This is a genomic window from Enterobacter cloacae complex sp. SHL022, from assembly GCF_049237785.1.
Taxonomy (GTDB): Bacteria; Pseudomonadota; Gammaproteobacteria; order Enterobacterales; family Enterobacteriaceae; genus Enterobacter; species Enterobacter hormaechei_C.
The window spans coordinates 174,469-195,081 of record NZ_JBMKJH010000002.1; the positions used below are offsets into that span (position 1 = coordinate 174,469).

Annotated in this window: 19 protein-coding genes; 4 read left to right on the top strand and 15 right to left on the bottom strand. The window is 57.2% G+C overall.

Annotation, left to right across the window (positions count from 1 at the left end; translation table 11 throughout):
- Nucleotides 1-38: 38 nt before the first annotated feature.
- From ACOTZD_RS05050 to cysG, 11 genes are all read right to left on the bottom strand, one after another.
- Nucleotides 39-665 (bottom strand): protein-L-isoaspartate(D-aspartate) O-methyltransferase, encoded by a 627-nt coding sequence (locus ACOTZD_RS05050; RefSeq protein WP_015571709.1) that lies wholly within the window; start codon nucleotides 663-665, stop codon nucleotides 39-41.
- Nucleotides 659-1,420 (bottom strand): 5'/3'-nucleotidase SurE, encoded by a 762-nt coding sequence (gene surE, locus ACOTZD_RS05055; protein ID WP_017382816.1) that lies wholly within the window; start codon nucleotides 1,418-1,420, stop codon nucleotides 659-661. Before surE ends, ACOTZD_RS05050 begins: the two co-directional genes overlap by 7 nt.
- On the bottom strand, nucleotides 1,401-2,450 hold the full coding sequence (truD, locus tag ACOTZD_RS05060) for a tRNA pseudouridine(13) synthase TruD (protein ID WP_421636255.1): 1,050 nt from the start codon (nucleotides 2,448-2,450) through the stop codon (nucleotides 1,401-1,403). Before truD ends, surE begins: the two co-directional genes overlap by 20 nt.
- Nucleotides 2,447-2,926, bottom strand: coding sequence for a 2-C-methyl-D-erythritol 2,4-cyclodiphosphate synthase (ispF, locus tag ACOTZD_RS05065; protein ID WP_003862097.1), 480 nt, complete (start codon nucleotides 2,924-2,926; stop codon nucleotides 2,447-2,449). Before ispF ends, truD begins: the two co-directional genes overlap by 4 nt.
- Entirely contained in the window at nucleotides 2,926-3,636 is a 711-nt protein-coding gene (gene ispD / locus ACOTZD_RS05070) for a 2-C-methyl-D-erythritol 4-phosphate cytidylyltransferase (RefSeq protein ID WP_022651774.1), read from the bottom strand. Before ispD ends, ispF begins: the two co-directional genes overlap by 1 nt.
- Nucleotides 3,637-3,655: 19 nt before the next feature.
- Nucleotides 3,656-3,967 carry a cell division protein FtsB gene (ftsB, locus tag ACOTZD_RS05075; protein WP_003862095.1) on the bottom strand — a complete coding sequence of 104 codons (312 nt, stop codon included), beginning with the start codon at nucleotides 3,965-3,967 and terminating at the stop codon, nucleotides 3,656-3,658.
- Nucleotides 3,968-4,046: 79 nt separating this feature from the next.
- Nucleotides 4,047-4,373, bottom strand: a complete 327-nt coding sequence (locus tag ACOTZD_RS05080) for a DUF3561 family protein (RefSeq protein WP_006811767.1) — start codon at nucleotides 4,371-4,373, stop codon at nucleotides 4,047-4,049.
- Nucleotides 4,374-4,431: 58 nt separating this feature from the next.
- Complete coding sequence (gene cysC, locus ACOTZD_RS05085) at nucleotides 4,432-5,037, bottom strand: adenylyl-sulfate kinase (protein ID WP_023314740.1); 606 nt, start codon at nucleotides 5,035-5,037, stop codon at nucleotides 4,432-4,434.
- A complete protein-coding gene (cysN, locus tag ACOTZD_RS05090; RefSeq protein WP_063855254.1) occupies nucleotides 5,037-6,461 on the bottom strand; it encodes a sulfate adenylyltransferase subunit CysN in 1,425 nt (474 codons plus the stop codon). Before cysN ends, cysC begins: the two co-directional genes overlap by 1 nt.
- Before the next feature lie 9 nt (nucleotides 6,462-6,470).
- Nucleotides 6,471-7,379 (bottom strand): sulfate adenylyltransferase subunit CysD, encoded by a 909-nt coding sequence (gene cysD, locus ACOTZD_RS05095; protein WP_006811770.1) that lies wholly within the window; start codon nucleotides 7,377-7,379, stop codon nucleotides 6,471-6,473.
- A 9-nt stretch (nucleotides 7,380-7,388) separates the two neighbouring features.
- The gene (gene cysG, locus ACOTZD_RS05100) at nucleotides 7,389-8,747 is read right to left on the bottom strand and encodes a siroheme synthase CysG (RefSeq protein ID WP_174401918.1); all 1,359 of its coding nucleotides are present in this window, start codon (nucleotides 8,745-8,747) and stop codon (nucleotides 7,389-7,391) included.
- Between the two features lie 237 nt (nucleotides 8,748-8,984).
- Between cysG and ACOTZD_RS05105 the strand changes: the two genes are divergently transcribed.
- A complete protein-coding gene (locus tag ACOTZD_RS05105) occupies nucleotides 8,985-10,028 on the top strand; it encodes an aminopeptidase (protein WP_023314743.1) in 1,044 nt (347 codons plus the stop codon).
- Nucleotides 10,029-10,571: 543 nt separating this feature from the next.
- Here the strand turns inward: ACOTZD_RS05105 and cysH are convergent.
- From cysH to cysJ, 3 genes are read right to left on the bottom strand one after another with little or no spacing between them, the layout of a single operon-like run.
- Complete coding sequence (gene cysH, locus ACOTZD_RS05110) at nucleotides 10,572-11,306, bottom strand: phosphoadenosine phosphosulfate reductase (protein WP_003862694.1); 735 nt, start codon at nucleotides 11,304-11,306, stop codon at nucleotides 10,572-10,574.
- A gap of 15 nt (nucleotides 11,307-11,321) precedes the next feature.
- Nucleotides 11,322-13,034, bottom strand: coding sequence for an assimilatory sulfite reductase (NADPH) hemoprotein subunit (gene cysI, locus ACOTZD_RS05115; protein WP_045337392.1), 1,713 nt, complete (start codon nucleotides 13,032-13,034; stop codon nucleotides 11,322-11,324).
- A complete protein-coding gene (cysJ, locus tag ACOTZD_RS05120) occupies nucleotides 13,034-14,839 on the bottom strand; it encodes an NADPH-dependent assimilatory sulfite reductase flavoprotein subunit (protein WP_058647832.1) in 1,806 nt (601 codons plus the stop codon). The genes cysI and cysJ overlap by 1 nt, the downstream gene beginning before the upstream one ends.
- Nucleotides 14,840-15,142: 303 nt before the next feature.
- Between cysJ and queD the strand changes: the two genes are divergently transcribed.
- The gene (queD, locus tag ACOTZD_RS05125) at nucleotides 15,143-15,508 is read left to right on the top strand and encodes a 6-carboxytetrahydropterin synthase QueD (RefSeq protein ID WP_006811776.1); all 366 of its coding nucleotides are present in this window, start codon (nucleotides 15,143-15,145) and stop codon (nucleotides 15,506-15,508) included.
- Here the strand turns inward: queD and ACOTZD_RS05130 are convergent.
- On the bottom strand, nucleotides 15,493-17,847 hold the full coding sequence (locus tag ACOTZD_RS05130; protein ID WP_174401919.1) for a helix-turn-helix domain-containing protein: 2,355 nt from the start codon (nucleotides 17,845-17,847) through the stop codon (nucleotides 15,493-15,495). The genes queD and ACOTZD_RS05130 overlap by 16 nt on opposite strands.
- Nucleotides 17,848-18,018: 171 nt before the next feature.
- Between ACOTZD_RS05130 and ACOTZD_RS05135 the strand changes: the two genes are divergently transcribed.
- On the top strand, nucleotides 18,019-19,188 hold the full coding sequence (locus tag ACOTZD_RS05135) for a M20 aminoacylase family protein (RefSeq protein WP_017692754.1): 1,170 nt from the start codon (nucleotides 18,019-18,021) through the stop codon (nucleotides 19,186-19,188).
- A gap of 27 nt (nucleotides 19,189-19,215) precedes the next feature.
- Nucleotides 19,216-20,613, top strand: coding sequence for an MFS transporter (locus ACOTZD_RS05140; protein WP_174401920.1), 1,398 nt, complete (start codon nucleotides 19,216-19,218; stop codon nucleotides 20,611-20,613).

Sequence of the window (20,613 nt, forward strand, 5' to 3'; positions counted from 1 at the left end):
GCTGAATTTGCCTTAATAACCCTGGAAAAATCCGAGTCTCAGGCCAGCTCGCCCTTAACCAGGGGCACAAAGCGTACGGCTTCCACGGTATCGATAATAAACTCGCCGCCGCGTCGACGAACGCGCTTTAAAAGCTGCTGCTCATCGCCGACGGGCAAAACAAGAATGCCGCCCTCGTCCAGCTGCGAGAGAAGTGCAGCGGGGATTTCAGGTGGCGCTGCCGTGACAATGATGGCGTCAAACGGGGCGCGAGCCTGCCAACCCTGCCATCCATCGCCGTGGCGTGTCGATACATTATGTAAATCAAGCTGTTTCAGGCGACGGCGCGCCTGCCACTGCAACCCTTTAATCCGTTCCACGGAACAGACATGGTGCACAAGGTGGGCCAGGATCGCGGTCTGATACCCTGAACCGGTGCCAATTTCCAGCACCCGGGAGTCTGGCGTTAACTCCAGAAGCTCCGTCATACGCGCCACCATGTAGGGCTGCGAAATCGTCTGGCCTTGCCCGATGGGCAGCGCCACGTTTTCCCACGCTTTGTGTTCAAACGCCTCATCTACAAACTTCTCACGGGGAACCTGGGCAAGCGCATCCAGCACCTGCTCGTTGGCAATCCCCTGTGCGCGTAATTGTTCCAGAAGAGTTTGTACACGTTTACTTACCATTGCGCGTTCACTCCGACCCGATCTAACCAGTCCGACACCACATCATGCGCGCTATAAGCGGTTAAATCTACGTGCAACGGCGTAACGGAAACGTAACCCTCATCCACCGCAGCAAAGTCGGTGTCTGGCCCGGCATCGCATTTATCTCCCGGCGGGCCGATCCAGTACAGGGTATTGCCGCGGGGATCCTGCTGGGGAATAACCTGATCGGCCGGGTGGCGACTGCCGCAGCGCGTCACGCGGATCCCTTTAATCTCGTCCAGTGGGAGATCCGGCACGTTAATATTAAGGATACGTCCGGTACGCAGTGGCTCGCGGCCAAGCGCACGGAGAATGGAGCAGGTCACCGCGGCGGCAGTGTCATAGTGGGTGTGGCCGTTTAACGAGACCGCCAGCGCCGGGAAACCCAGGTGACGCCCTTCCATCGCCGCGGCCACGGTGCCGGAGTAAATCACATCATCGCCAAGATTTGGCCCGGCATTGATGCCGGAGACCACAACATCCGGCCGAGGGCGCATCAGCGCATTTACGCCCAAAAACACGCAGTCGGTCGGCGTCCCCATCTGGACGGCAATATCGCCATTCTCAAAGGTAAAGGTGCGAAGTGAAGACTCCAGCGTCAATGAGTTAGACGCGCCACTGCGGTTACGATCGGGAGCCACGACCTGCACATCCGCAAATTCGCGGAGGTGTTTCGCCAGCGTCTGAATACCTGGCGCATGGATCCCGTCATCGTTACTCAGCAATATTCGCATAATCACCCGACGTGTTGATAAGTTCCCTGACAACACTGGTGGCAAAGCTACCTGCCGGCAGCCAGAAGCGTAACTCGACGGTTACGTCATCCCACCAGTTCCAGCTCAGCTGTTGCGGGTAGAGGAGCATCGCACGGCGCGCCGCCTCGACCTTTTCCCGCACCAGCAACGATTGTAATTCTGGCGCATCCACCACCGCTGACTGCTCAGCGGCCAGCGCCTCACCCTGGGTTCCCCAGTCGCCTGAACCCGGCAAGGCGGCGGTAATCATCAGCGTTTTAGCGTCCACGCGCGACTGGACATCGGCCATCTCATCGGCCGTTGCCACAAACCAGCTTCCGCGTCCCGCTAATTGTAGCGCATCGCCGACAACAACTTGATTCGCGTCCGGTTTTTTCAGCCGTTCGCTCACAATCTGATTAAACAACGCACTGCGGGCCGCCGACAACCAAAAACTGCGTTTATTACGATCGCGCACCGGTGCACCGCTTTGCGCCCAGCGCAGCGCGCCCAGCAGGTTGCTGCCACCAATGCCAAAGCGCTGTGCGCCGAAATAGTTTGGCACGCCGCGTTCGTTAATGGCCTTCAGGCGTTTTTCAACGTCTTCGCGTTCGGTCACTTCGCGCAGCACCAGCGTAAACGCGTTGCCTTTTAACGCTCCCAGACGCAATTTGCGTTTATGGCGGGCGTATTCCAGTACCTTACAGCCCTCAAGCTCAAATTTGCTTAAATCGGGCATGGCATTGCCGGGCACGCGGGCGCAAAGCCACTGTTCGGTCACGGCATGTTTATCTTTTTGACCGGCAAAGCTCACTTCGCGGGCGTGAATATTGAGGAATTTTGCCAGCGCGTCCGCCACGAAGCGGGTGTTGCAGCCGTTTTTCAGAATGCGCACCAGGATGTGCTCGCCTTCGCCGTCCGGCTCAAAACCGAGATCTTCCACTACCACGAAATCTTCAGGGTTGGCTTTCAGCAGCCCCTTGCCCTGCGGTTCACCGTGCAGATACGTCAGGTTGTCGAAATCCGTCATTTGGCCGCCTTCACCAGCAGCGCCACGGCTTCACAGGCAATGCCTTCGCCACGACCGGTAAAGCCCAGCTTCTCCGTGGTGGTCGCTTTGACGTTGACGTCGTCCATATGGCAACCCAGATCTTCAGCGATAAACACGCGCATCTGAGGGATGTGCGGCAGCATCTTCGGTGCCTGAGCAATGATCGTCACATCAACGTTGCCAAGGGTGTAGCCTTTGGCCTGAATACGACGCCAGGCTTCGCGCAGCAGTTCGCGGCTGTCTGCGCCTTTAAAAGCAGGATCGGTGTCCGGGAACAGTTTGCCAATGTCGCCCAGCGCGGCGGCACCCAGCAGCGCGTCGGTCAGCGCATGCAGCGCCACGTCGCCATCAGAATGCGCCAGCAGACCTTTTTCGTAAGGAATGCGCACGCCGCCAATGATAATTGGGCCAACGCCGCCAAAGGCGTGTACATCAAAACCGTGTCCAATACGCATTATGCCTTCTCCTGAGGGGTCGTACGGGTAAGATAAAATTCCGCGAGCTGTAAGTCTTCCGGGCGCGTCACTTTTATATTATCAGCGCGCCCTTCAACAAGCGTGGGGTGGAAACCGCAATACTCCAGCGCCGAGGCTTCGTCCGTAATGGTCGCACCTTCTTTAAGCGCACGCGTTAAGCAGTCGTGGAGTAATTCGCGGGGAAAAAATTGTGGCGTCAGCGCGTGCCATAGATCGACGCGCTCGACGGTGTGGGCAATCGCCGGTTTACCCGGTTCGGCACGCTTCATGGTGTCACGCACCGGGGCGGCCAGAATGCCGCCCACGTTACTGGTTTCGCTCAGGGCCAGCAGACGTGACAGATCGTCGTGATGCAGACAGGGACGCGCGGCATCGTGCACCAGCACCCACTGCGCGTTCCCGGCAGCCTGAATGCCCGCCAGAACGGAGTCAGCCCGCTCTGCGCCGCCGTCAACGACGGTAATCTGAGGGTGATTCGCCAGCGGGAGCTGAGCAAAACGTGCATCGCCGGGGCTGATGGCAATAACAACGCGTTTCACCCGAGAATGCGCCAGCAGCGCCGCCACGGCGTGCTCGAGGATCGTTTTATCGCCAATTGAGAGGTACTGCTTAGGACATTCTGTCTGCATGCGCCGGCCAAAACCTGCGGCCGGCACCACGGCACAGACGTCCGAAAAAGTTGCTGCCATGTCGTAATCCTGGGCCTGATTATCGATTGTTTTGTGCGGAGCCCTGATTGCGTTTAGACGCATCCGGAACCAGGCGATAAAACGTTTCGCCCGGCTTAGTCATACTGAGTTCATTGCGTGCGCGCTCCTCAATCGCCTCCTGGCCGCCATTGAGGTCATCAATTTCAGCAAAAAGTTGATCGTTACGCGCTTTAAGTTTGGCGTTTGTCGCCTGCTGTGCCGCGACGTCATCGCTCACCCGGCTGTAGTCGTGCAGTCCGTTTTTGCCGAACCACAGCGAATATTGCAGCCAGACCAGCAAAGCCAGCAACAGCAGCGTTAGTTTACCCATCCTGCCCCCTGAAAAAACGGCATCATCATCCCATAACTTTCCGCTGGACTCTACTGCGGGGTTTTAATTATGCCGTAAGTTAGCCCATCAGCCATAAAAACAGCAGGCCAAAGATGACCACAACGGTGGCGATAGTGATGAGCGTACTATACAGGAGCTTGCCGTTGAAAAGGGAGTGCAGCGCCACGCCCACAACCACCGCAACGGGCATCAGCGCGAGGAAGAAAGGCCAGGTATAGAGGAAGAAAAAGAGGGTGTTACCACCGTAGATCAAAAACGGGATACCCAGCGCCAGTAGCCACGATACGAAGCCGACTATCGCCCCAGGGAAGGACCAGGTCGTCTCGTCGTCGGTCGTTAACGGTTCCGACCCGGTGGTAATCATGTAGTTTTCACTGTTGCGCATAGCTAATCCTGTGACCGTGACTCATCGCTCGGGAAGACAGCTCCCGAACGATACCGTCTCAGGATCTGATAATATCGTCCCGTCTGAGCAGGTCTAATAATTGGCTTACTAAATTTGTTACCAATTGTTGACCTTCCAGATGAATCTCAGGGGATTCAGGCGCTTCGTAAACGGAGTCAATGCCGGTGAAGTTTCGCAGCTCTCCCGCGCGGGCTTTTTTGTACAGCCCTTTAGGATCGCGCGCTTCGCAGATTGCCAGCGGGGTATCCACAAACACTTCAATAAAGCGATTCTGCCCCACGCGCTCACGCACCATCTGACGTTCGGCGCGGTGCGGTGAGATAAACGCCGTCAGCACCACCAGCCCGGCATCCGCCATCAGGCTGGCGACTTCCCCCACCCGACGAATGTTCTCTTTACGATCTTCATCGCTGAACCCTAAATCGCTGCACAGGCCGTGACGCACGTTGTCGCCGTCCAGCAGGTAGGTGCTCACCCCCTGCTGATGCAGCGCCTCTTCCAGTGCGCCTGCCACCGTGGATTTACCGGAGCCAGACAGCCCGGTAAACCACAGCACAACCCCACGGTGACCATGGAGCTGTTCGCGCTGGGCGACGGTGACCGGATGAGGATGCCAGACGACGTTCTCATCATGGGTGGCCATCACTTGCCTCCCAGCAGATCGCGTGCGCCCCAGTGCGGGAAGTGCTTACGCACCAGCGCGTTAAGCTCCAGCTCAAACGCGCTGAACTCAGAGGCCACGGCAGCCTGCGCGTTTGGCTCACGCACCATCCCGGCACCGACAGTGACGTTCGTCAGGCGGTCGATAAAGATCAGCCCGCCCGTCACCGGGTTCTGTTGATACGGATCCAGCACCAGCGGCTCGTCGAAGGTCAGGTCCACCAGACCGATGCCGTTCAGCGGCAGCTCGCTCACGTCACGGTGGGTCAGGTTGTTGATGTCCACCTGAAACTGAATGCCGTCCACGCGGGCGCGGGTTTTCTTGCCGGCGATTTTAATGTCATAGCTCTGGCCTGCGGTCAGCGGCTGTTCCGCCATCCACACCACGTCTACGGATGCGCCCTGCACCGCCGCCAGCGTTTCCTGCGCGTCGACCAGAAGGTCGCCGCGGCTGATATCAATTTCGTCTTTCAGTACCAGGGTTACCGCTTCACCTGCTCCGGCTTCCTCCAGATCGCCATCAAAGGTGACGATTCGGGCAATGGCCGATTCCACACCGGACGGCAGCACCTTCACGCGCTGGCCCACCTTCACCGCGCCGGACGCAATGGTGCCCGAGAAGCCGCGGAAATCGAGGTTCGGACGGTTCACGTACTGCACCGGGAAGCGCATCGGCTGGGTATCAACCACGCGCTGAATTTCAACGGTTTCCAGCACTTCCAGCAGCGTCGGGCCGCTGTACCACGGCATGTTCCCGCTCTGAGAGGCGACGTTATCCCCTTCCAGCGCCGACAGCGGCACAAAGCGAATATCGAGGTTGCCCGGCAGCTGTTCAGCAAAGGTCAGGTAGCTCTGACGGATCTCGTCGAATCGCGCTTCGCTGTAGTCCACCAGATCCATTTTGTTCACCGCCACCACCAGGTGTTTGATCCCCAGCAGCGTAGAGATAAAGCTGTGACGACGAGTCTGATCCAGCACACCTTTACGGGCGTCGATCAGCAGGATCGCTAGATCACAGGTGGACGCGCCGGTCGCCATGTTACGAGTGTACTGCTCGTGCCCCGGGGTGTCGGCGATAATAAATTTGCGCTTTTCGGTAGAGAAGTAGCGATAGGCGACATCAATGGTAATGCCCTGCTCGCGCTCCGCCTGCAAGCCGTCTACCAGCAGCGCCAGGTCGAGTTTTTCGCCCTGGGTGCCGTGGCGTTTACTGTCATTGTGCAGGGAAGAGAGCTGATCTTCGTAGATCTGGCGCGTGTCGTGCAGCAGACGTCCTATCAGGGTGCTTTTCCCGTCATCAACGCTGCCGCAGGTCAGGAAACGCAGCAGACTTTTGTACTGCTGGGCGTGCAGATAAGCTTCTACGCCGCCTTCATCGGCAATTTGTTGGGCAATAGTCGTATTCATGGCGGCTCCTTAGAAATAACCCTGACGTTTCTTCAGCTCCATGGAGCCTGCCTGGTCGCGGTCAATCACGCGGCCCTGTCGCTCACTGGTGGTCGATACCAGCATCTCCTCGATGATCTCCGGCAGCGTCTGCGCACTGGATTCCACCGCGCCGGTCAACGGCCAGCAGCCGAGAGTACGGAAACGGACCATCTGTTTTTTGATCACTTCGCCCGGCTGTAAATCAATGCGATCGTCGTCGATCATCATCAGCATGCCGTCGCGCTCCAGCACCGGGCGCTCGGCCGCCAGATACAGCGGAACGATCTCAATATTTTCCAGATAGATATACTGCCAGATATCCAGCTCGGTCCAGTTGGAGAGCGGGAAGACGCGAATGCTTTCGCCCTTGTTGATCTGGCCGTTGTAGTTGTGCCACAGCTCCGGACGCTGGTTTTTCGGGTCCCAGCGGTGGAAGCGGTCGCGGAAAGAGTAGATACGCTCTTTGGCGCGGGATTTCTCTTCGTCACGGCGCGCGCCGCCGAAGGCCGCATCAAAACCGTATTTATTCAGCGCCTGCTTCAGCCCTTCGGTTTTCATGATGTCGGTATGCTTGGCGCTGCCGTGCACGAACGGGTTGATACCCATCGCCACCCCTTCCGGGTTTTTGTGCACCAGCAGCTCGCAGCCGTAGGCTTTGGCGGTACGGTCACGAAACTCGTACATCTCGCGGAATTTCCAGCCGGTATCCACGTGCAACAGCGGGAACGGCAGCGTACCCGGATAAAACGCTTTACGCGCCAGGTGCAGCATGACGCTGGAATCTTTACCGATGGAGTACATCATCACCGGGTTAGAAAACTCGGCGGCCACTTCGCGGATAATGTGGATACTTTCCGCTTCGAGCTGCCGCAGGTGAGTAAGTCGTTTTTGGTCCATAACCGTTCCTTAAGCCAAATTTACAACAGAAGCGCCAAAGCCTTCTGTGTCGGTTGTGTGTTGGAACCAGGCGAGCGTGCTGTGCAGCTGCACCACTTCTCCCACCACAATCAGGGCGGGCATTGGGGCGTCTTTCGCCAGGGTTGCAAGGTCTTGTAAAGTGCCGATGGCGACATGCTGATCGACGCGTGTCCCGCGGGAGATCACCGCTACCGGCGTCGCCGCATCGCGACCGTGCTGAATAAGCTGTTCGCTGATGTCTGCCGCTTTCATCGTGCCCATATAAATCGCCAGCGTTTGCCGGCTCTGGGCGAGATGCGACCAGTCAAACGGCGTACTGTCGGCTTTATAGTGCCCGGTCACAAAGGTCACGCTCTGGGCGTAATCGCGATGGGTCAGCGGAATACCGGCGTAGGCCGTGACGGCAGACGCCGCCGTAATGCCGGGAACCACCTGGAACGGGACGCCCGCTTCGGCTGCCGCCTGCAACTCCTCGCCACCACGACCGAAGATAAACGGATCGCCCCCTTTCAGGCGCACCACGGTTTTGCCCGCTTTCGCAGCGGCAATCAGCATTTGATTGGTGTCGTGCTGCGGCACGGAGTGCTCGCCGGCACGTTTGCCGACGCAGATTTGCTCCGCGTCACGGCGGATCAGCTCGCGAATACCGTCGGTGACCAGGTGGTCGTAGAACACGACATCCGCATCCTGAAGAACCTGGAGGCCACGCAGCGTGAGCAGCCCGGCATCGCCCGGCCCGGCGCCCACCAGAATGATCTCCCCGCCCGTACTGCCGGGGTTATCCAGTTCGTCTTCGAGGATTTGTTGCGCCGCCGTCTCGTTACCGGCCTGCATCAGGCTGGCAAAGCGGCCGCGAAACACACGCTCCCAGAAGCGACGGCGTTCCGTCACGCTGGTCAGACGCGTTTTCAGATGGTTGCGCCAGTAGCTGGCCTTCTCCGCCATGCGTCCGAGGCTGGTCGGCAGCAGCGCTTCGATTTTTTCTCTCAGCACGCGCGCCAGCACCGGGGCGGTGCCGCCGGAGGAGATCGCCACCAGCAGCGGCGAGCGGTCGACAATCGACGGGAAGATAAATGAACATAACGGCTGGTCGTCTACCACGTTCACCAGGCGGTGACGGGCCTGGGCTGCGTCGGAGATTCGGCTGTTGAGCGCCCGATCTTCGGTTGCCGCAATCACCAGTACCACGCTGTCGATCTGAGACTCTGCAAAATCCGCCTCTGCAACGATCTGCACCTGCGCCCCGGCGCGTTGCAGGAAGGCGATTTTGCGATCGGCAATTTCACCCGTCCCGACAACCAATACCGGTCGGTCTTTTAAGGCAGCAAAAAGGGGGAGATAGTCCACAGGCAACAACTCACTAACAACCACGAATAAAGGGACTATAGGGGGCGGCTTAGATCGAATGAAATTACGAATTGGAATGAGTAGTTACTCAATGGAATAACGCCGTGGAAAAGCAAATATCAAAAAGTGCTTAACACACGAAATTTCGGGCATTTAAGAGCAATTCAAATTGTGTCTACCCGATCACAGTTTCATACTATGCGGGTTAAAATTTTGCTCTGTTTTTAAGGACTCACTATGTTTTCCGCAATGCGCCACCGATTCGTTGCCCTGGCGCTCGGCGTTTGCTTTATCCTTCCGGCTCAGGCAAAAAATCCATCTTACGGTGAAATAGCCAGTATGCAGGCGCGGCATATTGCGACGGTCTTTCCGGGCCGTATGACCGGAACCCCAGCCGAGATGCTCTCGGCAGACTATATTCGTCAGCAGTTTGCGGATATGGGCTATGAAAGCGACATTCGCGCTTTCCACAGCCGCTACATCTATACCACTCGCAATAAAACGCAAAACTGGCATAACGTAACTGGCAGCACGGTTATTGCGGCGCACGAAGGAAAGGCGGCTGAGCAGATTATTATTATGGCGCACCTTGATACCTACACGCCGTTGAGCGATGCCGATGTCGATAATAATCTCGGCGGGCTGACGCTTCAGGGACTGGATGATAATGCGGCGGGTCTGGGCGTGATGCTTGAGCTGGCCGAACGCCTGAAGAATATTCCGACGAAATACAGCATTCGCTTTGTTGCGACCAGCGGCGAAGAAGAAGGAAAACTCGGCGCTGAGAATCTCCTTAAGCGCATGAGCGCTGAGGAGAAGAAAAATACGTTGCTGGTGATTAACCTCGATAATCTGATCGTGGGGGATAAGCTCTATTTTAATAGCGGACAGAGCACGCCGAGCAGCGTACGTAAACTCACCCGCGACCGCGCGCTGGCGCTTGCCCGCACGCATGGCGTCTATGCCGCGACAAATCCGGGCGGTAACCCGGAGTATCCTAAAGGCACAGGCTGCTGTAATGACGGTGAAGTGTTTGATAAGGCGGGCATTCCGGTGCTGTACGTCGAGGCGACGAACTGGGCGCTGGGCAAAAAAGATGGCTATCAGCAGCGCAGCAAATCGAAAGCGTTCCCGGACGGGACCAGCTGGCATGATGTGCGGCTGGATAATCAGCAGCACATTGATAAAGCGCTGCCGCAGCGGATTGAGCACCGCAGCCGGGATGTCGTGAAAGTAATGCTGCCGCTGGTGAAGGAGCTGGCGAAAGCGGGGAAAGCCTGAGGCCGTTAAGCATAGTGCGGCCTTATGCCCTCACCCCAACCCTCTCCCACGGGGCTGAGGGTTCCCCACAAAATAATGCCTGCACAGACGGCCCCCTCTCCCTTGAGGGAGAGGGCTGGGGTGAGGGGGAACATACGGCTCTGGTGGTCATTCCGTTCACTTTATGTTCCTTGCTACTCTGTCACGACATGACCGGTGAACGTGCCAGGGTGGCTCAGTCGCCACCACCCTGGCGACCCGGGCTTCCGGCGGAAAATCGCCGCTTCGCGGTGCCTCCGGCTTTTTCCTTCCGGCTTATCGGGGACGGGCGGAGGTAACATCCCTGTAAAGCTCGCCCTCTCGGCGCATCCCTGCGCCTCGCCCCGGCCTACAGGAAACGCCTCAGCGATTTACAGCCGGACCGAGGCATCGCTGAAAGCCCTCAGTTATTCTGAGGCAACGTTATCGCTTTTGCTTTCAAATTACTGGGGAACCACCCACGGGGAGAGGGAGAATTAAGCCGTTGTAGGCCCGGTAAGCGCAGCGCCACCGGGCGAAAAAACATTACCCTTCGTGCAGCCCGCACTCGCGCTTCAGCCCGAAGAATCGCGTCTCTTCTTCCGCCATTCCCGGTTCCCATTTACGCGTGGTGTGGGTGTCGCCTACCGACAGGTAGCCTTGATCCCACAGCGGATGGTACTTCAGCCCGTGCTTTTGCAGATACTGATACACCGTGCGGTTATCCCAGTCGATGATCGGCAGCACTTTGAACACGCCGCGCTGCACCGCCAGCACCGGCAGCGTGGCCCGGCTCCCGGACTGCTCGCGGCGCAGGCCCGCAAACCAGGTCTGAGCGTTCAGTTCTTTTAGCGCCCGGTTCATCGGCTCGACCTTGTTGATCTCATTGTATTTCTCAATGCCCTCAACGCCCTGCTCCCACAGCTTGCCGTAACGCGCCTCCTGCCAGGCCGCGCTTTCCGTCGCACGGTAGACTTTCAGGTTCAGCCTGAGCTTATCCGTCAGCTCGTCGATAAACTGATAGGTCTCCGGGAACAGATAGCCGGTATCGGTGAGGATCACCGGAATGTCCGGACGGATCTGATTCACCAGATGCAGACTGACCGCCGCCTGAATGCCAAAGCTCGACGAAAGCACATAGTCTCCCGGCAGGTTTTCCAGCGCCCACGCCACACGCCCTTCGGCGTCCAGCTTTTCCAGTTGGGCGTTAGTTTCTGCGAGTGCCAGAATGCGTTCGACTTTTGGCAATGCGTTAAGCGCGTTTAGATCGAGTACGGACATAATTACCTCTCGTGGTTACTCCCAGAAATCCCTTGCGGGATCGAGCACCGGGCGAATGATGCCCGCACGTACCGTAAAGTCGCCGAAGCCTTCACCCGCTTCGCGCTCTTTCGCCCAGCGTCCGATAAGCACGTCGAGGGAATCGAGAATTTCCGGCTCGGTGATGTTCTCGCGGAACATACGCGGAATACGCGTCCCGATACGGTTACCGCCCAGGTGCAGGTTATAGCGACCCGGCGCTTTCCCTACCAGACCGAGTTCGGCCAGCATCGCGCGGCCGCAGCCGTTCGGGCAGCCCGTCACGCGCATAACAATATGCTCGTCCGGAATACCGTGTTTTTCCAGAATCGCTTCCACTTTATCAGTGAAGGACGGCAGGAAACGCTCGGCTTCGGCCATCGCCAGCGGACAGGTCGGGAACGACACGCAGGCCATCGAGTTTTCACGCTGCACGCTCACCGCATTCATCAACCCGTGCTCGCGGGCCAGCTCTTCAATTCTCGCCTTTTCGCTTTCCGGCACGCTGGCGACGATCAGGTTCTGGTTAGCGGTGATACGGAACTCGCCTTTGTGGATCTTCGCGATTTCCAGCAGGCCGGTTTTCAGCGGACGGCCCGGATAATCAAGAATACGGCCGTTTTCGATAAACAGCGTCAGGTGCCATTTATTATCGATACCTTTAACCCAGCCGATGCGATCGCCGCGACCGGTAAATTCGTAAGGGCGGATCGGCTCAAACTTGATGCCCGCGCGACGCTCCACTTCTTCTTTGAACGTCTCGACGCCTACGCGCTCCAGAGTGTATTTGGTTTTCGCGTTTTTACGATCGGTACGGTTACCCCAGTCGCGCTGGGTAGTAACCACCGCCTCAGCCACTGCCAGCGTGTGCTCCAGCGGCAGGAAGCCGAACTCGCTCGCGGTGCGGGCGTAGGTTTTCTTGTTCCCATGCTCAATGGACAAACCGCCGCCCACCAGCAGGTTAAAGCCGACCAGCTTGCCGTTTTCGGCAATCGCCACGAAGTTCATGTCGTTGGCGTGCAGGTCGATATCGTTCTGCGGCGGGATCACCACCGTGGTTTTGAACTTACGCGGCAGGTAGGTCTGACCGAGGATCGGCTCTTCATCGGTGGTGGCGACTTTCTCCTGATCGAGCCAGATCTCCGCATAGGCACGCGTGCGTGGCAGCAGATGTTCGGAGATTTTTTTCGCCCACTCGTACGCTTCGGCGTGCAGTTCGGACTCGTACGGATTCGAGGTGCAGAGCACGTTACGGTTCATGTCGTTGGCGGTCGCCAGCGCGTCCAGACCCACGGAGTGCAGCATCTGGTGAACCGGCTTGACGTTCTTCTTCAGAATGCCGTGGAACTGGAAGGTCTGACGGTTGGTCAGACGAATGCTGCCGTAAATCGTGTTGTCATGGGCAAACTTGTCGATCGCCTGCCACTGTTTAGTGGTGATGATGCCACCCGGCAGACGACAGCGCAGCAGCATCGCGTGACGCGGCTCCAGCTTCTGCTCGGCACGTTCGGCGCGGATATCGCGGTCGTCCTGCTGGTACATACCGTGGAAACGGATCAGCAGGAAGTTGTCGCCTTTGAAACCGCCGGTCAGGCCGTCATTTAAATCTTCGGCAATGGTACCGCGCAGGTAGTTGCTCTCTACCTTCATGCGCTCGGCATCAGACAGTTTGCCTTCGACCACCAGTGGGCCAGGATGTTTTTCGCTCATTAGTAGACATCTCGCTGATAACGGCGCTCTACGCGCAGCTCACTTAAAAATTCATCCGCCGTTTCGGCATCCATACCGCCGAATTCGGCAATCACTTCCAGCAGTGCCTGCTCAACGTCTTTCGCCATGCGATTGGCGTCGCCGCAGACATAAATGTGGGCACCGTCATTGATCCAGCGCCACAGCTCTGCGCCCTGTTCGCGCAGTTTGTCTTGTACGTATACTTTTTCTTTCTGGTCACGAGACCAGGCCAGATCGATGCGGGTCAGCACGCCCTCTTTGACGTAGCGCTGCCATTCAACCTGGTAGAGGAAATCTTCGGTAAAATGCGGGTTGCCGAAGAACAGCCAGTTTTTACCCGGTGCCTCGTCCGCTGCACGCTGCTGCATAAAGGCGCGGAACGGTGCGATGCCGGTGCCCGGGCCAATCATGATCACCGGCGTTTCCGGGTTCGCCGGCAGACGGAAGTTGTCGTTGTGCTCGATAAAGACGCGCACCTCGCCCTCTTCTTCCACGCGGTCGGCCAGGAAGCCCGAGGCCCCGCCCGCCCGCGCGCGGCCTTCGATGTCGTAACGCACCACGCCAACGGTGATGTGGACTTCGTTTTCCACTTCCGCCTGTGAGGAGGCGATGGAGTAAAGACGCGGCGTCAGTGGACGCAGCAGGCCGATCAGCGCGTCAGCATCCAGCTGTGTCGGTGAGAAACGCATCATATCGACAATCGGCGTTGTCGCCGCGTATTGCTGTAACTTCGCCTTATCCCCGACCAGCGGAAGGAGCGATTCGCTGCGGGTTAAGGTGGCGTAGTTTTCAACGATGTTGGCGGTGTTCACCGTCAGCTCGAAATGCCACTGAAGCGCCTCAGAGAGCGGTAAGGTTTTACCCTCCACCTGGACCGGCTCCGTGCCTTTCAGCCACAGCAGTTCGACCAGCTCTTTCACCAGCGCCGGATCGTTCTGATACCAGACGCCCAGCGCATCGCCAGGCTGATAACGCAGGCCGGAGTCACCGAGATCGATTTCGATATGGCGCACGTCTTTTTCCGAATCACGGCCCGTGATTTTCTGGTTTACCGACAGGGTCGCCGTCAGCGGCGCCTCTTTCGTGTAAGGGCTGGTGTGGATTTCGTTGACGGTGCCCGCTGCGGTAACGGCGGCCTGCGCTGGCGTCTCTTTCGGGACGCGGGCCTTCAGCACCTCAACGATGCGCGCCCGCCATTCGGCGGCGGCGGCCTGGTATTCGACATCAGCGTCTACGCGATCCAGCAGGCGCTCTGCACCCAGCTCCGCCAGCTTGCTGTCGAAATCTTTACCGGACTGGCAGAAAAATTCATAGGACGTGTCACCGAGGCCGAAGACGGCAAAGGCGGTGCCCTCGAGCTTTGGCGCTTTTTTCGAGAACAGGAACTTATGCAGCGCGACGGCTTCTTCCGCAGGCTCGCCTTCGCCCTGCGTTGACGCCACCACCACCAGCAGTTTTTCTGACGCGATCTGTTTGAATTTATAATCCCCGGCGTTGACCAGGTTAACGTTCAGCTTCGCGGCGAGCAGGTCATCACGCAGCGCTTCGGCCACACGACGGGCATTACCCGTTTGCGAAGCGGAGATAAGCGTGATGGCAGGAATTTCAACGGCCGTTGGCGGGACGCCAGCCACAGCACCCGGCTGCTGGTTCAGCATTCCCCAGAAATAGCCGGAGACCCAGGCGAGCTGGGTGGGTGAAAAATCGGAAGTCGCGGCCTGGAGGCGCGCCAGTTGCTCCGGGTTAAGGGGAAGCAAATTTGAAGGTGGGGCCTGTGTTGTCATGCGTCGTTATGTTCCAGTAGCAAAGCGGACTTTAAGCGAATAAATCCAAACTGAAGATAAGGTTAACGGCGGGGATAATAACAATTAAAGAAGGGATGGAAATAATAAATAACCAAATGGACTAACCTGTTTTAGTTATCGTTCTTAACGATAAAAGCGATTAAACAACTATCTGAAATAAAACAACAAAAGTCGATAAACACCATGAATACGAGGCGTTGACCGTTCAGAGCCGTTTTAGTTAATGATAAAAATTGTGCTTTCCGGTACTATGCGGCGGTTTTTTCCGCATTCCTGAGAGCTATGATGTCCACCACACTGTTTAAAGATTTCACCTTCGAAGCCGCACACCACCTTCCACACGTTCCTGCCGGGCACAAATGTGGCCGCCTGCATGGACACTCGTTTATGGTGCGTCTTGAAATCACCGGTGAAGTCGATCCCCATACGGGCTGGATCATGGACTTTGCCGAACTGAAGGCCGCGTTTAAGCCGACCTACGATCGTCTCGATCACTACTATCTGAATGATATTCCGGGCCTTGAAAACCCGACCAGCGAGGTGCTGGCGAAATGGATTTGGGATCAGATGAAACCGCTGGTGCCGCTGCTGAGTGCGGTGATGATCAAAGAGACCTGCACGGCAGGCTGCGTCTACCGCGGGGAGTGAATCTCCTCCGTTTCGGCCTCACGAGGCACGAGCGGCGTAAACTCGTAGAGCACCAGCGCATTACTCTCCAGTGATTCACTCAGTTGCCAGCCGTCATAAAGGCGTTCATCGCGTACGGAAAGCGTTGGACGCGCTTTATGCGCTATCCAGCGCCACATCTCTTCATCAGGGCCGCTTTCGCTGCCAACCCCTTCAAGCAACGGATAGAGCGCGCCGTTGTGCTGATCAAACAGATGGCATTTAATTCGCCATTTACCGCGCATTCCCTTCAGGTGTAAATGATACTGCTGGCGAAAACGCTGGATGAAGGCTTCTTCACTGGATAGGAGCGGATTAAAAACCACCACATTACGCAGCAACAGCTGATAACCATTGCGATGGCGCGTAAGCAGGACACGCTTATCATTGACCAGCACCTCGCCCCGCAGACGTTGCCAGAGCCAGAGTACCCAATAAACCGGACGCGGCAGACCATGGTTATACTGTAGCGCAAGGCTTGAGGTATCGATGGTGTTGTTCGCACGGGCTTCTCCCTGAAGGCCCGAATTGAGCCAGAATCCCGCCAGCCAGACCTGCTCCGAAAGCCCGAGCAGGTTCTGCATCAGCAGCGCCCCACGAAAAAACCAGCCGTTTGTCGCCCGCGTGTTGCCGGTGAGGGTATTCCAGGAGAGAAGCCAGACGGGAAGCGAACATTTTCGCAGGCGAAGGGCAGCGAGGATCTGGCGGACCTTCAGTATCGGATAATTTTCCGTTGAGGAGAGAGGGGTTACCTCCAGCTGCGCGGGATCGAGAAGTTCATTGGCATCGGCAGAACAGGCAAGAAAATCGGCCTGCATCAGGATGGCTGAACTGAACAGGGTATCGTCGCTTACGCCCGCGCTGACGGGGGCAAATCGGTGCCATAAACCAAACTTTGCCTGCGGAAGATAAGTTCGTATTGCCTTTTGCTGGGCCAGCCAGACCTGCTCCCGGGTCTCCTCACTCGCCTGTGTTGACCAGTGAATGACGAAGTGCCAGCCCGCGGTGATCTCTGGCGCAAAATGATTAACCGACTGTTGTAAAAAGCGGGTGAGAAGATCGCGACGGGTCGTTACGCCGGTGTGCAGTAGCACCGTCCACTGCTTTTTTGCCAGCCAGGTGAAGAGCTGATGCAGATTGTACCAGCAGGCGTAGCCTGCCATCTGGGGGTCATCCCACCCGGTAGCAAACAGACGACTGCTGAGAAAAGGTTCGGCGATATCAATTCCCTCAATGGGAATAGCCTCATTTATCGCCTCCAGATTTTGTCGAACGTCCTCACGGAGCAAATCGTCGAGCTCACGCAGGGTAATGACCACCCGCATACGGCGCAGCGAGGCAGAAAGAGGATTGAGCTGCTCAAGATCCAGTCTCTGCTCCTGCTGCGGGTGAACGACGAGCGGCGAGGCTCCCCAACCGCGCGCCACCGGTTCATTGAGCAGGCTAAACAGCTTGTCCACGGCGATCGGATAGCGCTGCTCACGCCTGTCCGTCCGAATACGTGCCGCCTCCGGGTGCTGGCGTCGGGCCTTACGAAACTCACCCGGAGACATATTGTGAACACGCCTGAACCGATCGCTCATCATGCGCGTGCTGGCGAAACCCTGCTCAAGCGCAATCTGGTGCAGCGGTCGGTTCGTCAGCCGGAGAGCGTTGGCCGCCTTTTCCAGCCGCAGGCGGGTGATGTACTGCATGAAACTGATCCCCACCTCCTTGCGAAAGAGACGAGAGAGCCAGGCTTCAGAAACATATTCACTCGCGGCGATTTCCGCAAGCGTAATACGGCGGGAATAACTGGCATTGATCCGCTCTATCACCCGAGCGATGCGTTTGCTGTGCGCTGAGGAAAGTTCCCGGGACAGCATACGGGCGGGCTGTTGAAAGCGGCTGGTCAGCAACAGCAAAATCTCGCTCAGCCAGCGGTACGCCTCCAGCCGGTAGCGGTGCGGGTCGTTGATGAGGGTGACCACAAGAAGCTGGCGCAGCAGATCGCGAAGCGCATCGCACTGGGGCCAGACGCCTCCGGCTTCTGCCGGTACAGCATAATCATGGGCAAAAAAATCATTGCAGAGCTGGACGACCCAGCGCCCGGAAAGGGTTACGCGCAGGGTGACATTTGCCGTTTCGCTCGTGAACTGCCAGCGCCGATGACGGTTTATGATGGCAAGGGTATTGGCCTCCAGGATGTCACGTCCCGCATCGGTGTTCAGCTCTGCCCGCCCTTCCAGCACCCAGAGCAACGTTAGCGTATCGCCTTCATCCTCCACGAAGTGGCGAATGTCCTGAATCTCTATCCAAAATTCATCTCCCCGTTGCGCCATCTTACCCCTCATCAAAGACAAATAATGACCTGCTCTTTTTTGTCATAACTGAATTGTATGAAAAACAATCAAAATAAAGCCGTCGCTTTACAACAAAAAAATGCATTTTCAGGCGGGACGATCGTCATAGACTCGAAATTATCATCGTTTGGCAGAAAAAGGATAACAAAAATGACACATCCAATTATCGAAGCTCTGCGTGGCAACGAAGCTCGGTTCACTGAATTACGGCGCTATTTTCATCAGCATCCTGAAATTGGTTTTGAGGAGCACAACACGAGCGATCGCGTTGCTGCGCTGCTTCAGGAATGGGGATATGAGGTTCATCGCGGGCTGGCGAAAACCGGCGTGGTCGGCACACTGAAGGTGGGTAACGGGCATAAACGCCTGGGCCTGCGCGCCGATATGGATGCGCTGCCAATGCAGGAAAACAACGGCAAGGCGTGGAGCAGTACCGTTGAGGGTAAATTCCACGGCTGCGGTCATGACGGCCACACCACAACGCTCCTGTATGCAGCGGAGTACCTGGCACGCACCCGTAATTTTAACGGCACGCTGCACCTTATTTTTCAGCCCGCGGAAGAACTTCTGTATGGCGGACGCGTTATGGTAGAGGACGGTTTGTTTGACCTGTTCCCCTGCGACCACATCTTTGGTCTGCACAATATGCCGTCACAGCCCCTCGGAAAAATTGGTCTGCGCGATGGCGCCATGATGGCCTCTTCCGACACCCTTCATATTGAGGTTAACGGCGTGGGGGGTCACGGTGCGGTGCCAGAACATACCGTTGACGCCACCCTGGTTGCCTGTCATATCACTATCGCGTTGCAGTCCATTGTTTCGCGCAACATTACCCCCTTCCAGCCAGCCGTCGTTACCGTAGGCAGCATTCAGGCCGGGCACGCCCCTAACATTATCAACGACAAAGTGTTGATGAAACTTACCGTGCGCACGCTGGATGAACGCGTGCGGCAAACCGTGCTACAGCGTATCCATGATATCGCCGTTGCACAGGCGGAAAGTTTCAATGCGACGGCCACCATTCGACACATTAACGGCAGCCCGGTACTGAAAAACAATCCGCAAGCCAACGAGATGGTGCGCAGCGTCGCCACCGATCTGTTCGGTCAGGATGCCGTCGCGGAGGTCAATGCGTTTATGGGCAGCGAGGACTTTGCTTTCATGCTCGAGAAAAATCCCAATGGATGCTATTTCACGCTTGGCGCCGGGGATGAGCCTGACCGCTGCATGGTACATAACCCGGGCTACGACTTTAACGACAACATTCTCCTCACCGGCGCGGCGCTGTGGGCCGCACTGACCGAACACTATCTGCGCTGATTCGCACCTTCCCGGGAGGGCTGCACTATGAGTACCGTTTCCCTGACAGGCGCATCCGCCTACGCCGGTAACGATCGGCTGCTGGCGGGTATCGTCATGAGCGTTCTGACATTCTGGCTGTTTGCCCAGTCGGTTATCAACGTGGTTCCGGCCATGCAGAATAGCCTCGATATTGCCCTCGAAACCCTTACGCTGGCCGTCAGCCTGAGCGCATTGTTCAGCGGCTGTTTTGTCGTCGCCTGCGGTGGGTTTGCCGATAAGTTTGGGCGCATGCGCCTGACCATGATTGGCCTGATCCTGAGCATGATCGGGAGTGGTCTGCTGTTCATTTCATGGGAGCCCGTCCTGTTTCTGTTGGGACGAGCGATACAGGGGCTATCAGCGGCCTGCATTATGCCCGCCACGCTGGCGCTGATTAAAACCTGGTATGAAGGTAAAGCACGCCAGCGCGCAATCAGTTTCTGGGTTATCGGTTCATGGGGCGGGAGTGGCCTGAGCTCGTTTGTGGGAGGCGCCATCGCCACCACGCTGGGCTGGCGCTGGATTTTTATTTTGTCGATGGTGGTGGCTCTGGTCGCGCTATTGCTTATCCGCGCCACGCCGGAAAGCCGCAGCCCTGATGCGTGTCGACACAAACTGGATATCAGCGGCCTGGTGAGTTTTGTCCTTATGCTGGTGCTGTTCAATCTGTTTATCAGCAAAGGACACAGCTGGGGCTGGAGCAGCAGTTTATCGCTTCTTGTACTGTGTGGAGCCGTGATTGCACTGATGTGTTTTGTCGTTACCGGGCGACGGAAAGGCGATGCGGCACTGATCGATTTCGCCCTGTTTAAAAACCGGGCCTATAGCGCCTCGGTATTCTCAAATTTCCTGCTCAACGGCTGCATTGGCACCATGATGATCGCCAGCATCTGGTTGCAGCAAGGCCATCATCTGTCACCGCTACAGACCGGCATGATGACGCTGGGGTATCTGATTACCGTACTGGCGATGATCCGGGTGGGTGAAAAACTGCTTCAGCGCTATGGCGCCAGGCTGCCGATGATGACCGGCCCGCTGCTGACCGCAACAGGTATTTCGCTGATTTCATGCACCTTCTTAAGCAAAGAGGTCTACATTGTCACCGTCTTTCTGAGCAATATTTTATTCGGGCTGGGGCTCGGATGTTACGCCACGCCCTCAACGGACACGGCGGTAATGAATGCCCCTGAAAACAAAGTGGGGGTGGCTTCAGGGATCTATAAGATGGGCAGTTCCCTGGGCGGCGCAATGGGGATCGCGGTCACCGCATCGCTGTACGCGCTATGGCTGCCGATGGGAACGGCCAGTGCCGCGCAGTATGCCTTGCTTTTCAACAGTGCGATTTGCCTTGGGTCAGCCGTAGTGACCTGGGCATTACTGCCAACAACAAAAGCCCCGCGTTAA